This is a genomic window from Variovorax sp. PAMC28562 (assembly GCF_014303735.1).
Lineage (GTDB): Bacteria > Pseudomonadota > Gammaproteobacteria > Burkholderiales > Burkholderiaceae_C > Variovorax.
In genome coordinates this window covers 20,704-33,768 of record NZ_CP060296.1, presented here as the reverse complement: position 1 = coordinate 33,768, position 13,065 = coordinate 20,704, and the positions used below count along the sequence as shown (strand labels likewise).

The window sequence follows — 13,065 nt, the reverse complement described above, 5'->3', positions numbered from 1 at the left end:
ACGAGACGGCTACGGGGGCTCAGGCTTTTTTTGATGGCCATCCTCCTACGCCGGTTACGCGTGTGGTGGTTTCAGGTCGTGGCGGCAGGGCACCCCAGTCGCCGATCGGAGCCTCTGCGGCCAGGGCGTCGGGTGATGCGCGTTCGGGGTCGGGACCGGGTGCCGTGGACGCGGCGTGGCGATCTTGTGCTTTCTGCTCGGACGGGGCGCGAGACGCCGGGGGCGGGGGGAGGGCGTGTGCCTTGTCACCACGACGGTGCGCCAGTGCCAGTTCAGCCACCGCGTCGACATCGAGCGTCGTCACCTCGTCACGGCTTTCAAAGGCCGCCAGTGCACGCGCCGCCCGCAGCATCACCAGGTCGGCCCGCATGCCATCGACCCCGGCCGCCAGCGCGCAGGCCGCAGCGTGGTGCAGTACCGCATCCGACCACGCCAAGCGCGGCAACGCAGCACGTGCCGTGGCGACAGCATCGACCAGACGGGCCTGCTCACCAGCATGTTGTTCGACCAGACCGTGCGGATTCTCGTCAAAGCCCAGGCGCGCCCGCACGATCGCCGTGCGCAGCGCAGCATCGGTTGGATTGGCCAGCGAAACGGACAAACCAAACCGGTCCAGCAGTTGAGGGCGCAACTCGCCCTCTTCCGGGTTCATGGTGCCGACCAGCACGAAGCGCGCGGCATGCTGACGTGAGATGCCGTCACGCTCGACGGTGTTGACACCACTGGCCGCGACATCGAGCAAAGCATCGATCAACGCATCGGGCAGCAAGTTGACTTCATCGACATACAGCACGCCGTGGTGGGCACGCGCCAGCAGGCCCGGCGCCAGACGCAGACGACCGTCGCGCAGCACGTCTTCGACGTTGAGCGTGCCGACGAGTTGCTCGACCGTGGCCGACAACGGCAAGGTGATGAAAGGCGCAGGTAACGCCGCCGGCGTCGGAGGCACCAGGGCCGCCAACGCACGCGCTGCCGTGGACTTGGCGGTGCCACGCGGACCGCTGATCAGCACCCCGCCGATACCGGGGTCGATCGCTGCGAGCAGCAAAGCGCGCTGCAACAACGGCTGGCCGACCAACGCGCTGAAGGGGAAGGTCGCGCGGGTGGCGGGTTCGACGAGGCAGGCATTCGAGTCGGCAGTTGGCCCGGCAATCGGTTCAGCAGAGTTCGATGTCATCAGAGCGGCCCTTCGCCGTGTTCTTCAAGCCGGCGCTCCAGCGCCAGCAGGTGGTGTTCGATCCGCTCGCGCTGGTCGCCAGGCTCGGCCCACAGGCCACGCCGCATTGCGTCGAGCAGCCGCTCGCCGATGCCGCGCAGCGCTAGCGGGTTGTGTTGCTGCAGAAATTCGCGCGTCGTGTCGTCGTGCAGGTAGGCATCGGCCACCAACGCGAATTGGTGGTCAGCGACCACACCGGTGGTCGCGCTGTAGGCGAACAGGTTGTCCACCGTGACGGCGATCTCCGAAGCACCCTTGTAGCCGTGGCGACGCACGCCTTCCAGCCACTTCGGGTTGACGGCGCGCGAACGGACCACGCGTGCCACCTCTTCGCGCAGCGTGCGAATGCGCGGCGAACCCGGCACGCTGAAGTCGCCGTGGTACAGCGCCGCCGGGACGCCCGACAGATGCTGCACGGCGGCCGCCATGCCACCCTGGAACTGGGCATGGTCGGCAGCGTCGAGCACATCGTGCTCGCGGTTGTCCTGGTTGTGCAGCACCGCATCGAGTTGCGCCAGTCGCCGCTCGAACGGCGCGCGGGCCGCGACGCCATGGTCGCCCTGGCCATAGGCAAAGGAACCAGCCTGAACGTAGGCCTGGGCAATATCGGCGCCATCTTTCCAGTCGCAACTGTCCAACACCTCCTGCACACCGACGCCGTAGCCGCCGGGGCGCGGGCCGAACACGCGCCAGGTGGCCTGACGTTCCGCTTCGTCCGCCGCCTGGCCGGCCGCCAGGGCAGCCGCCGCTTCACGCTGGACGCGGGCACGAATCGGATTCACGTCATCTGGTTCGTCGTCTTCGCTGATGGCGGCGACGGCACGCACTGCCGTGTCGAACAGATCGATCACGTTGGGGAAGGCATCACGAAAGAAGCCCGATACACGCAAGGTCACGTCGACGCGGGGCCGGTGACGGATGGCCATTGGCAGCACTTCTACGTCGACCACCCGTGCACTGCCATCGGCCCACTTGGGCCGCACACCCAACAACGCGAAAGCCTGCGCCACGTCTTCACCGCCCGTGCGCATGGTGCTGGTGCCCCATACCGACAGCCCGACCTCGCCGGGCATCGTGCCGTGGTCCTGCAGATGGCGTTCGATGAGCCGTTCGGCGGCGGCCGCACCCATGGCGTAGGCCGTGGGTGTCGGTACGGCGCGGGTATCGACGCTGTAGAAATTACGCCCCGTCGGCAGCACGTCGGGCCGGCCACGCGATGGCGCACCGCTCGGACCGGGCGGCACGAAGCGACCGGAGAGTCCGCGTAGCAACTGCGTCATCTCTTGCGGGCCGCAAGCGTCGAGCCGGGGGAGCAGTACTTGGCGCAGGCGTTGCAGCACCGGGGCGGTGTGTGGCCAGGCTGTCGCATCGAATGCCTCCGGATCGGCCTTTGGTGTAGCTTGATCGGACATCACCTGTTCGGCCACCAGACGCGAGGCCAACCTTTCCAACCGTTCGCGTGTGTGTCCGGCGTGACGCCAGACATCGTCGCTGAGCTGCTGCAGCGCCGGCGGGCGCGGTCCCTGCCACGGCGCGGCCCAGTCCGGGCCGAGCACGTTGAACCCGTCCACCCCGTCGAGTGCCAAGTCTTGTGCCAGTGCCAGCAGCAGACTTTTCTGACCCGCCACCGTGCCTGCTGAAAAGCGCGCTAGCGCGACCAGCGTGTCGATGCGTTGCCGGCCCTGTGGAGAGCTGCCGAGGGTGTGCAGGCCGTCGCGAATTTGCGATTCCTTGATCTCGCAAAGATAAGCGTCCAGCCCCTTCAACAGGCTGTCGCGTGCGGTGTCGTCTGCCGGTCGGGCAAAGCCCAGCTCCTCGTGCAAGCCTTCCCGCAGCGTGCGTTCGAGGATGTCCTCACGCAGCCGCCGCGCGCGCCGCGGGTCGAGCGACAAGGCCTCGTAGTACTCGTCCATCTGGCGCTCGATCTGCTGCAGCGGGCCGTAGGTCTCGGCGCGCGTCATGGCAGGCATCAGGTGGTCGATGATCACGGCCTGGGTGCGTCGCTTGGCCTGGCTGCCTTCGCCGGGGTCGTTGACGATGAAGGGGTACAGGTGCGGCAGCGGGCCGAGGATGGCATCGGGCCAGCAGGCTGCGCTCAGCGCCACGCTCTTGCCGGGCAACCATTCGAGGTTGCCGTGCGTGCCGACATGCACCATCGCATCCACCGCGAAGGCGCGACGCAACCAAAAATAAAACGCCAGGTAATGGTGCGGTGGCACCAGCTCGGCGTCGTGATAGCTGGCCGACAAATCCATGTCGCGTCCGCGCGCCGGCTGGATGCCGACGAAGACATGGCCGAAGCGCAGACCGGCGATGGTGAAACGACCGCTGCGCAGCGTGGGGTCCTGTTCCGGCGCGCCCCAAAGGGCGTTGACGGCAGCGCGGCTGTCGGCTGGCAGCAAAAGGAAGTCTTCCAGGTAATCAGCCATGGCGAAACTCTGAGCGGCGGGCCGGGCGTCGTTGGCAACACGGTCGTTGGTGATGCCGCGCAACAGCGAAGCGATCAGCGCGTCACCGCTGGCCGGCAATTCTCCGGTGGCGTAGCCTGCCGCTTGCAGCGCATGCAGCGCAGCCACGGTCGAGGCGGGTGTGTCGAGCCCCACGCCGTTGGCAATGCGTGAATCGTCGATCGGGTAATTCGCCAAGATCAGCGCTATGCGCTTGTCGGCATTGGGCTTCTCGCGCAGCACGCACCAGCGGCGCGCCAGTTCGGCCACGAAGGCCATGCGCTCGGGTTCGGCTTCGTAGCGCACCACGTCGAGTTCGGTGCGTTCGCAACGCCAGGCCATGCCCTTGAAGCTGATGGCGCGCGTAAGGATGCGGCCGTCGACCTCGGGCAGAACCACCTGCATGGCCAGGTCGCGCGGCGCCAGACCGTGTGCGTCCGCCAGCCACTGCTCATGCGAGCAGCCGGCGGTGATAAGTTGCAACACAGGGGCATCGCCGGCCAGGGTCGCGGGCGCTGTATCCGCATCTCTTGCATCGCCCAGATCGCTGCCGTCGATCGACGCGGTGGCAAAGTTGGTCGCGTTCAGCACGATCGCCACGGCGTGTTCCGCGACCAGCGCTTGCACCGCGGCATGGCTTTCAGGGTTCTTGAGGGAATCGACGGCAAGAGCCACTGCGTTAAGGCCGGCGGTGGCCAGCGCCTCCAACATCACATCGAAAACCGCCGTGTTGCCGGCGAGCAAATGGGCGCGGTAGAACAGCAGCAGGGCCACGGGTGCGCCCGATTTCCACGGTGTGCGGCAGGTGATGGCCTGGGGCTCGTACCGCACGGCGCTGGGCAACGGCACCGGCACCGGCGGCCGCTCGCCCAGGCCGAATGCGGCATGGCCGATCAGCGAAAAAAAGGCCTTTGCGTTGTCGCGCCCGCCTTCGCGCAGGCAGCGCCACAGGTGGCGGCAATCGTCTTGCGGTGCGGTGCTGCGGATCAGTAGTTGCGCGTCCTCGAAGGCATCACCCGAGAACATCGCCAGCCACTGGCCCCGCTCGCGCGCAAGCGACATCGCACGTTCCACCACGTAAGCCCAGTCGCTGGGGCTGCCGAGATGGTCGATCACGATCACGCGGGCATGGCGCAGCACGTCGTCGACGTACATGTCGACGGAGGCTGGCTGGCGCAGCCACATCAGGTTGGCCAGGCGAACGCTGGGGTAGTCGGGGCCGAGCTGGGCGGCCACATCGGCGAGCAGCGAGAGCGTGGTGTCCGCCGCGCTCAGCACCACGATCGAGGCGGGCGTCTGCTCGACGCGCACGACGCCCTGGCCACCGTCTTCAACGTGGCCGCCCGGGCGTGTGGACATCAGGTGCATGAGAGTCCTTGGGTGATTTCAGGAATGAACGCTGGCCGACAGGTCGCGGTCCAGTTCGGCCTGCAGCACTGCAGCGTCCAGACCGGCGCCGATCAGCACCAGGCGCGACTGGCGCATCTCGTCGCCGCGCCACGCCCGGTCGAAGTAACTGTCGAAGCGCGTGCCCACGCCCTGAATCACCAGTCGCATGGCCGCACCGGGCAGCGAGACAAATCCCTTGACGCGGTAGATCTCGTGGCGTTCGACCAGGTCTTGCAGCACCGTCAGCAGCCGCGCCCGATCGAGCACCTGCAAACTCACCGAGACGGAATCGAAGGCATCGTGGTCATGGTCTTCTTCCGCGTCATGGTGCGTCTTGCGCTGGTCGATCACGTCTTCGACCGCACGCTCCAGGCCCAGCAACACGCCCAGGTCGATGCGGCCATGCTGCGCATGCAGCAGCTTCACGCCCGGTGCGGTTTCCAGGCGGATGGCAGCTTCGACGCCGGCCAGCGCGGCAGTGTCCATGCCGTCGGTCTTGTGCACGATCACCAGGTCGGCGGTGGCAAGCTGGTCTTCGAACAACTCGTGCAATGGCGAGTCGTGGTCCAGGTTGTCGTCGGCGCGGCGCTGGGCATCGACCGCCACCGGATCGTCGGCGAAGCGGCCGGCCGCCACGGCAGGCGCATCCACCACCGCGATCACGGCATCGACGGTGAAGGCGTTGCGCAACGCGGGCCACTGGAAGGCCTGTACCAGCGGCTTGGGCAACGCCAGGCCCGAGGTCTCGATCACCAGGTAGTCGATCTGGTCGCGGCGCGCTGCAAGCTGCTCCATCACCGGGGCAAACTCTTCCTGCACGGTGCAGCACAAGCACCCGTTGGCCAATTCGAACAACTGGCCGTTGGGCGCGCCGGTCTCGTCGCAACCGATGCCGCAGCCTTTCAGCAATTCGCCGTCGATGCCTAGCTCGCCGAACTCGTTGACGATCACTGCGATGCGCAGGCCTTGGGCGTTTTGCAGCAGGTGACGCAGCAGAGTGGTCTTGCCACTGCCGAGAAAACCCGTGACGATGGTGGCGGGGATCTTGCGGGATTGCATGGTCGATTCCTGGATGGGCTGAGTGAGCGTAGAGAAGTCAGGCAAGCGACGAAGTGACTAGTCCTCGATGCCGCGTTGTGCCGGCACACCTGCCTTGAAGTGGTGTTTGATCAATGCCATTTCGGTCACTGAATCGGCGATATCGATCATTTCCTGCGGCGCATTGCGGCCAGTGAGCACCACATGCACATGCGATGGGCGCTCACGCAGGCAGGCCAGTACCGGGTCGAGCGACATCCAGCCATAGCGCAGCGGATACATGATTTCGTCGAGCACCACCAGGGAGTGCGCGCCGGCTCGCACTGTGGCCTCGGCACGGGCCCAACCCGCGCGCGCGAGTTCGGCCGAATGTTCCAAGTCGCGGCTCTTCCAGCTAAAGCCGTCGCCCAGACCTTCGATAGGCATGCCCAGTTGCTCGAATAAGCGGTGCTCGCCAAAGCGCGCCGTGGGCACTTTCATGAACTGGTAGATCTTGACTGTTTCGCCTTGGCCGGCAGCGCGCAGCGCGAGCCCGAACGCGGCTGTGCTCTTGCCTTTGCCGGGGCCGGTGTGCACGGTGACGCGGCCGTGCGACGCACCCTGTGGTGGTTGGGTGTCGGGCAAGGGCTGCAGTGCTCGCTCGGTGGACATTGCGGACAAGGTCATGGCTTGAACATCGCGGCGATGGCCAGTGGGTTGCTCGGAAAGTACAGGTGCATGAACGAAGCGAACAAGCGGCCTTGGTGGAACACGGCTTCGGCCCGACCCTGCTGGCGCTGAGCCACGGTGTGCAGCGTGGCCGGCAACGTTGTCGCAATGCGTCCATGGTGGAAGGTATGGCCACGCACCTGGCCTTGAGGCAGCATCAGGCTGTGCATGCCGAGGTTGACGAGCCTATCGGTCATGACGCCCTGGCCGGGCAGCAGGCCCATCATCGGCGAGCTGTGGCCTGCCTTGTCGCTGAGCGTCTCCAGCAGTGCCAGCATGCCGCCGCACTCTGCGACCAGGGGCCGGCCAGCAGCGTGGTGTGCATGGACGGATTGGCGCGTGACGGTGTTGTTCGCCAATGCCTGCAAGTGCAATTCCGGATAACCGCCGGGCAGGTACAGCGCTTGAGCTGCAGTCGGCACCGGCTCGTTGGCTAACGGCGAGAAGAAGCACAGCCGTGCGCCCAAGGCACGCAGGGTATCGAGATTAGCGGGGTATAGAAATGAAAAGGCAGCGTCTCGCGCAATGGCAATGGTGGTGCCGCTCAGCAGTGCCGGCAGCGCTAGATTGTCCGAGGCGAGCGGTGCCTCGAATTGAACAACCGGCGGGATGGGCAACTCCCCGTTCTCGCCGAGCGCCCGTGCGGCAGCTGCAATCCGCTCGGCCATGTCACCGACTTCTGCAGCCTGCACCAGCCCTAAGTGACGCGCGGGCAAACCGTAGTTTCCGCCACGCGGCAGCGTGCCATACCAAGTCATGCCGGCAGGCAAGCTTTCCCGCAACATCTGCGCATGGCTCGAGCTGCCGACTCGGTTGGCCAGCACGCCGGTCAGTTGCAGGCCGGCTCTGTAAGTGGCGAGCCCGTGCGCCACGGCACCGAAGGTTTGCGCCATCGCCGAGGCATCGATCACGGCCAACAGCGGCAGGCCGAAACGCAATGCGAGATCGGCACTCGACGGCGTCCCGTCATGCAAACCCATCACGCCTTCGACCAGAATTAGATCGGCCTGAATGGCGGCGTCGTAGAGCAATTCAGCGCAGTGCGCTTCGCCACCCATCCACAGGTCGAGCTGCTGCACTGGCGCGCCGCTGGCGCACTCCAGCACCATGGGGTCGAGAAAGTCTGGGCCGGTTTTAAACACCCGCACGCGGCGGCCTCGGCTGCGGTGCCAGTGCGCCAGCGCGGCGGTGACCGTGGTCTTGCCTTGGCCCGAAGCCGGGGCAGTGATCATCAGTGCGCGGCAGGACACGGCAGTGGCTGCGCTCATCCCGTGACCTCCGTTTGGACGGGGACAGCGTTTCGGACCCTGCGTAGATGCATGGCGTCGCCATCGCCCACAAACTGGCGGAGCAGCGTCACCTCAAGCGACCTGAAAGGGAAATGAATGATGATGGAAACACCGCACTGGACATGCTCGCCCGCTTCCCCGCAGGCATGCACCGCAAGGCGCATCATTCGCATGACGCGCCACCTCATTGGCCGGTATCCGGGCTGGCGAAGACGACCCGTATTCCCTTCCCGGGCCGTCGCTTGCGCGGCGTTCACCTAGTGGGCACTTAATACGAGCTGCAAGCACTGGGCTTGCGTCCGCTTACCGTTGCGGGGGCAGCTCAGGTTCGGGCGCCGAAGCGTGTCCACTCAGACATACACAGCATCCCATCCTGATTCCCGTTGAACTGCTTTGACCTGAAAACCAAAGCGAGCACCAACCGTTAAATTATAGGGGAGCCTGCCTTGGTGACCTCACCCAAACGGCCCGCACCTGCAGCGCGCCATAGCGCATGCGGGCCGACTTCAGTGCAATGCCCATAGCGGCCATACGCTTCAAAGCAACGCCCAGCCGATTCTTAAAAAATCGCCGGTATCGACACCCACACCGCGCTCTAGCGACTGCCGCCCAGCGCGGGCACCGTCACCGCCCCCACATGCAGCGTGCGACCCGCACCCAGCCCGGCCACCACCAGCGCCACGCCGAGCCCCACGAACAGCCACGCCGCCGCCGCGAACCCACCGGTCCACCCGCGCAGCAGACCCACCAGCAGCGGGCCGAGGGCCGCGACCACATAGCCCACGCCTTGCGCCATGCCCGACAGGTGCGCCGCCACATGTGCATCGGGCGAGCGCAGCACGATGAAGGTCAACGCCAGTGCAAATGAGCCGCCTTGCGCAATGCCGAGCAGCACGGCCCAGACCCAGATGCCCGACAGCGGCGCCAGCAGGCAGCCCAGCATGGCCGCGACGATGAGCACGGCCAGCACCACGGCCACGCCGACCTGATTGCGGAACTTGACTGCGATGGCCGGCACGACGAGGCAGGTGATCACCTGCGTGATGATCGACAGCGACAGAACGTAGCCTGCTGCCGCATCGCCAAGGCCACGCTCCCTCAGGATTGGCGCGAGCCAGCTCATGACGATGTACGCGAGAGCCGATTGCAGTCCCATGAAGAAAGTGACCTGCCACGCCAGCTTGTCGCGCCACAGGCCACGCACGGTGTAGGCAGCTTCGCTGGCGACTGGAGCCAGCGACCATGCTTGCGGCGCCCACAGCAGGGTGACCACGCCGGCCGGCACGGCCCACATCGCCAGCGCCCAGGTCCATCCGCCGCCCATGGCATGTTCGAGCGGCACGGTGAAGCCGGCCGCGGCAGCGGCACCGCCACAGACCGCCATGGTGTAAAGGCCCATCATCAGCGCGGCCTGCTTTGCGAAGTCGCGCTTGACCAGGCCCGACAGCAGCACGTTCGACACTGCAATGCCGGCGGCCGCGATGGCCGATGCGACGAACAGCAGCCCGACACTGCCGCTGCCGCGCAGCAAGGTGCCGACAAAGATCAGCGCCATGCAGCCGAGCAGCGTTCGCTCGGTGCCGAAGCGGCGGCCCAGCGATGGCGCCAACGGCGCGAAGACGCCGAGGCAGACCACGGGCAAGGTCGTCAGCAAGCTCGCTGCGGTGGACGACAAGCCGGTGGCAGCGATGATCTCGGGCAGCACCACCGAGAGGCTCGCGAACACCGGTCGCAGGTTGAACGCGATCAGCACGACGCTGAGGCCGAGCAGCAAGCGACTGGAGCGGGTGATGGCAGGGGTGGGGGATGGTGCCGGTGCGTTGTCGCACTCGGCATCGATCAGCAGGTCGACGGAACTCATTGCTTCGATTAAAGCGCACGCGACGAAGTCCGTCCGGACGGTGGCCCGGGCACTGCAGCGGCTCAGCGTTTGGGTGCGGGTGAAACGACGCCGGCGCCGCGTACTTCGAGCTTGATTTCGTCTTGTATCGCGCCGGCCGCATCGACCAATTGAATGGCGTGTCGTCCCGGCCAAGGCAACCATTGCGCGCTGGCGCCGCGCGCAAAAGGGTTGCCGTCGATCTGCCAGCGCAGTCCCGCGCGGTCGCCCGCGCCGCTCTCGAAGCGCACGCGCTGGCGGTTCGGTGGGATGTCCGGGTCGAGCGCGATGATGGTGCCGTTCGACGGTGACGTGATGCGCGCCGAAGCGCCGTCGCGTTGCGACTTTCCGGGGACCGAGTCGAGCGCGAATTCGGCCTGCTCGGTGCCTTGCAGAAACCACTCGTCGCGTGCCGCTTCGAGCAGCCCGCCGTCGTTGCCGCTGCCAAAAGTCACATGCGTGCGAACGAGCCCGGTCGGTGGCGTCGGCGCGCGACTCGGTTCGTTGGCATGGAGGAAGCGCATCACCTCGGCCCACACCGGCGCCGCGCCGCTGGTGCCGCTCACGTCCCACATCGGCGCGCCGCTCGCGTTGCCGACCCATACGCCGACGGTGTAGCGCTCGGACCAGCCTAGTGCCCAGTTGTCTCGCATGTCCTTGCTGGTGCCGGTCTTGACGGCGGTCCAGAAGCGCGTCGACAGGATGCTGTCGAGCCCGAAGGTGCGCGCCCGCGCATTGGCGTCGGAAAGGATGTCCCCCACGATAAAGGCCGCACCCGCATCGACCGCGCGCACGACTTGCATCTCTTCTGTTTTGCTCCTTCCCCCGCTGGGGGAAGGCAGGGATGGCGACAGCCCCGCAACGACTCGCGTCTCCCCGAACCGCCCCCCGTTCGCCAACGTCCGATACCCATTGGTCAACGCCAGCAACGACACCTCCGCACTCCCCAACGCCAGGCTGTACCCGTAATAGTCGCCGCTCTGCTTCAACGGCACGCCCGCGGCACGCAGTTGCCGAGCGAAGGCTGCCGGCGACACCATGACCAGCGTGCGCACTGCCGGCACGTTGAGCGATGCAGCCAGCGCGGTGCGCACCGACACCGGCCCCTTGAATTGCCGGTCGTAGTTCTGCGGGATGTAGAGCCCGCCGGCCGTGTTGATCTGTGCCGATGAATCATCGAGCAGCGATGCTGCGGTGAGCCGCCGCTCGGCCAACGCTTCGGCATAGAGCAGCGGCTTCAAGGTCGAACCCGGCTGCCGCTGCGCTGTCACGCCATCGACCTCCGCTGCCTGGCTCAATACACCCGACGAGCCGACCCATGCGAGCACATCACCGTTCGCGTTGTCGAGCACGACGAGTGCGCCGTCTTCGACATGGCGTCCGCGCAGTTCGCGCAGGTGGCGTTGTAGCGAGGCGAGCGCAAAGCGCTGCAACGGCGCCCGCAAGGTGGTGGAAATTTCGTCTTTCTCCCGCTCCCTCAAAACCCGCCGCGCCAGATGCGGCGCAATCCCCTCGTTCGAATCGAACGCCCGCTTCTGCAACGCCGCGCTCGCGAACATGTCCATCGCTTCGCAATCCGACTTGCTTCGCTCCGGCTCCATCACGCGCAGTACCTCGCAAGCCCGCTGCGCGACCACCGCCGGCTTCGCATTGGGTGCTCGCACCAAAGCCGCCGCCACTGCCGCCTCGCGCGCATCGAGCCCGTGCGGCGCCTTGCCGAACAGCGTGCGCGAGAGCGCATCGATCCCGACGATTTCGCCGCGGAATGGCACGGTGTTGAGGTACGCCTCCAGCACCTGGTCTTTGCGCCAACTGCGTTCCAACTGCGCCGCAGCCACCGTCTGCCCGACCTTCTGAGAGAAGCTGCGGCCGCCGCTCGCGCGCCGCAAGTCGTCGTCGAGCAAGCCGGCCAGTTGCATGGTGATCGTCGAGGCGCCGCGCGTTTTCGTGTTCCACAGATTGCCCCATGCGGCCGACGATGCCGCGCGCCAGTCGACACCGCTGTGTTCGTAGAAGCGCTTGTCTTCGCTCAGCACCATCGCGGTACGAAGGGCGGGCGATACGGCGTCCAGGTCGATCCATTGCCCGCGCCGCACGGTCGGATCGATGCGCACCCGTTGCAGCAGTTCGCCATGGCGATCGAGCACGGCGACGTCGGATGAGCGGAAGTCGCGCTTCACTGCATCGAAGGTGGGGACCGCAGCGGCCGTTGTGACTGCCGCCAACATGCACAGCAGCGCAGCGAGCGGTCTGGCGATGGTGGCGCGCATGTGAAGCCGGACGGGTATTTGGTGGCTATTGCTTCGCCTGCAGCAGGACGCCCATCTTCTGGTGGATCAAGTTGATCGCCTTGAGTGGTCGCAGCATCACTTTGAACTCGACGATCTTTCCTTCGTTGTTCCACTTGATCATGTCGACGCCGTTGACCGCGATGCCATCGATGTTCACCTCGAACTCCAGCACTGCATCGCTCGGTCCGACAAGTTCGCGGACGTAGCGGAACGTTTCGTTGAAGAACACGTGAAAGGCGGCGGACAGGTACTGCGCCGTGACCGCCTTGCCGGCTTGCGGCGTGTGCACCACGGGCGAGTAGAAAACGACGTCGTCTGCCAGCAGATCCTTCAGCCCTTTGGTGTTGCGAGTCTTGACCAACTCGTGCCAAGTGGTGAGCGTTGCATGTGTCATTTGGAGCCGATGTAGTGTGCGATCGCGATGATGAAAGGCAGGGCCAACTCGGGGATGAGATAGCCCAGCCAGACGGCCGTTGGCTTCGGCAGGCCGACCTTGCTGATGGAGACCAGTCGACCCACGCCAGCCAGCAGCACGCCGAGCGCGAGCAGGTACACGAGTGTGTGTTGTTGCCGAATGGTGATGGCGGCCCACAGGCTGATGACGCCAGTGGAGAAGTACACACCCGCCATGAATCGGTGAACGTTGTCCAGCCGCGGTGACGTGTCGGGCTGGCCTAGAAACATTTGCAGCGTACCGCCAAACAGGGCGATCGCCGCGACGAGAAAGAGGCAAACCCGAACCACGAGTTGGCTGGCAAGTAGCGGGTCGCTGGCAGTCATGGGGCAGTCTTTCGAAGGGCCAGCCGTT

At 66.0% G+C, this 13,065-nt stretch carries 9 protein-coding genes and 1 riboswitch; all 9 genes read right to left on the bottom strand.

The features are described from left to right. Positions 1 to 19 precede the first annotated feature (19 nt). The 9 genes from H7F36_RS00100 to H7F36_RS00060 all read right to left on the bottom strand — a co-directional run bounded on the left by H7F36_RS00100 (position 20) and on the right by H7F36_RS00060 (position 13,037). Positions 20 to 1,177 (bottom strand): ATP-binding protein, encoded by a 1,158-nt coding sequence (locus tag H7F36_RS00100; protein ID WP_187052775.1) that lies wholly within the window; start codon positions 1,175 to 1,177, stop codon positions 20 to 22. After that, complete coding sequence (gene cobN, locus H7F36_RS00095) at positions 1,177 to 5,031, bottom strand: cobaltochelatase subunit CobN (protein ID WP_187052774.1); 3,855 nt, start codon at positions 5,029 to 5,031, stop codon at positions 1,177 to 1,179. Before cobN ends, H7F36_RS00100 begins: the two co-directional genes overlap by 1 nt. Before the next feature lie 18 nt (positions 5,032 to 5,049). Then, positions 5,050 to 6,111 carry a cobalamin biosynthesis protein CobW gene (cobW, locus tag H7F36_RS00090; protein ID WP_187052773.1) on the bottom strand — a complete coding sequence of 354 codons (1,062 nt, stop codon included), beginning with the start codon at positions 6,109 to 6,111 and terminating at the stop codon, positions 5,050 to 5,052. Positions 6,112 to 6,168: 57 nt separating this feature from the next. Beyond that, positions 6,169 to 6,756 carry a cob(I)yrinic acid a,c-diamide adenosyltransferase gene (gene cobO / locus H7F36_RS00085; RefSeq protein ID WP_261802440.1) on the bottom strand — a complete coding sequence of 196 codons (588 nt, stop codon included), beginning with the start codon at positions 6,754 to 6,756 and terminating at the stop codon, positions 6,169 to 6,171. Then, positions 6,753 to 8,066 carry a cobyrinate a,c-diamide synthase gene (locus tag H7F36_RS00080; protein ID WP_187052772.1) on the bottom strand — a complete coding sequence of 438 codons (1,314 nt, stop codon included), beginning with the start codon at positions 8,064 to 8,066 and terminating at the stop codon, positions 6,753 to 6,755. The genes cobO and H7F36_RS00080 overlap by 4 nt, the downstream gene beginning before the upstream one ends. Positions 8,067 to 8,258: 192 nt before the next feature. Continuing rightward, positions 8,259 to 8,524, bottom strand: a riboswitch (cobalamin riboswitch). 158 nt (positions 8,525 to 8,682) lie between these two features. Beyond that, positions 8,683 to 9,948 (bottom strand): CynX/NimT family MFS transporter, encoded by a 1,266-nt coding sequence (locus H7F36_RS00075; RefSeq protein ID WP_187052771.1) that lies wholly within the window; start codon positions 9,946 to 9,948, stop codon positions 8,683 to 8,685. 62 nt (positions 9,949 to 10,010) lie between these two features. Beyond that, on the bottom strand, positions 10,011 to 12,236 hold the full coding sequence (gene pbpC / locus H7F36_RS00070) for a penicillin-binding protein 1C (RefSeq protein WP_187052770.1): 2,226 nt from the start codon (positions 12,234 to 12,236) through the stop codon (positions 10,011 to 10,013). 25 nt (positions 12,237 to 12,261) lie between these two features. After that, entirely contained in the window at positions 12,262 to 12,651 is a 390-nt protein-coding gene (locus tag H7F36_RS00065; protein ID WP_187052769.1) for a nuclear transport factor 2 family protein, read from the bottom strand. Beyond that, the gene (locus tag H7F36_RS00060) at positions 12,648 to 13,037 is read right to left on the bottom strand and encodes a DUF4345 family protein (RefSeq protein ID WP_187052768.1); all 390 of its coding nucleotides are present in this window, start codon (positions 13,035 to 13,037) and stop codon (positions 12,648 to 12,650) included. Before H7F36_RS00060 ends, H7F36_RS00065 begins: the two co-directional genes overlap by 4 nt. Positions 13,038 to 13,065 lie beyond the last annotated feature (28 nt).

What these genes read in the sequence shown, in the direction of transcription:
- H7F36_RS00100 (WP_187052775.1), bottom strand. Translation starts at nt 1,177, where the DNA reads ATGACATCGAACTCTGCTGAACCGATTGCCGGGCCAACTGCCGACTCG.
- cobN (WP_187052774.1), bottom strand. Translation starts at nt 5,031, where the DNA reads ATGCACCTGATGTCCACACGCCCGGGCGGCCACGTTGAAGACGGTGGC.
- cobW (WP_187052773.1), bottom strand. Translation starts at nt 6,111, where the DNA reads ATGCAATCCCGCAAGATCCCCGCCACCATCGTCACGGGTTTTCTCGGC.
- cobO (WP_261802440.1), bottom strand. Translation starts at nt 6,756, where the DNA reads ATGACCTTGTCCGCAATGTCCACCGAGCGAGCACTGCAGCCCTTGCCC.
- H7F36_RS00080 (WP_187052772.1), bottom strand. Translation starts at nt 8,066, where the DNA reads ATGAGCGCAGCCACTGCCGTGTCCTGCCGCGCACTGATGATCACTGCC.
- H7F36_RS00075 (WP_187052771.1), bottom strand. Translation starts at nt 9,948, where the DNA reads ATGAGTTCCGTCGACCTGCTGATCGATGCCGAGTGCGACAACGCACCG.
- pbpC (WP_187052770.1), bottom strand. Translation starts at nt 12,236, where the DNA reads ATGCGCGCCACCATCGCCAGACCGCTCGCTGCGCTGCTGTGCATGTTG.
- H7F36_RS00065 (WP_187052769.1), bottom strand. Translation starts at nt 12,651, where the DNA reads ATGACACATGCAACGCTCACCACTTGGCACGAGTTGGTCAAGACTCGC.
- H7F36_RS00060 (WP_187052768.1), bottom strand. Translation starts at nt 13,037, where the DNA reads ATGACTGCCAGCGACCCGCTACTTGCCAGCCAACTCGTGGTTCGGGTT.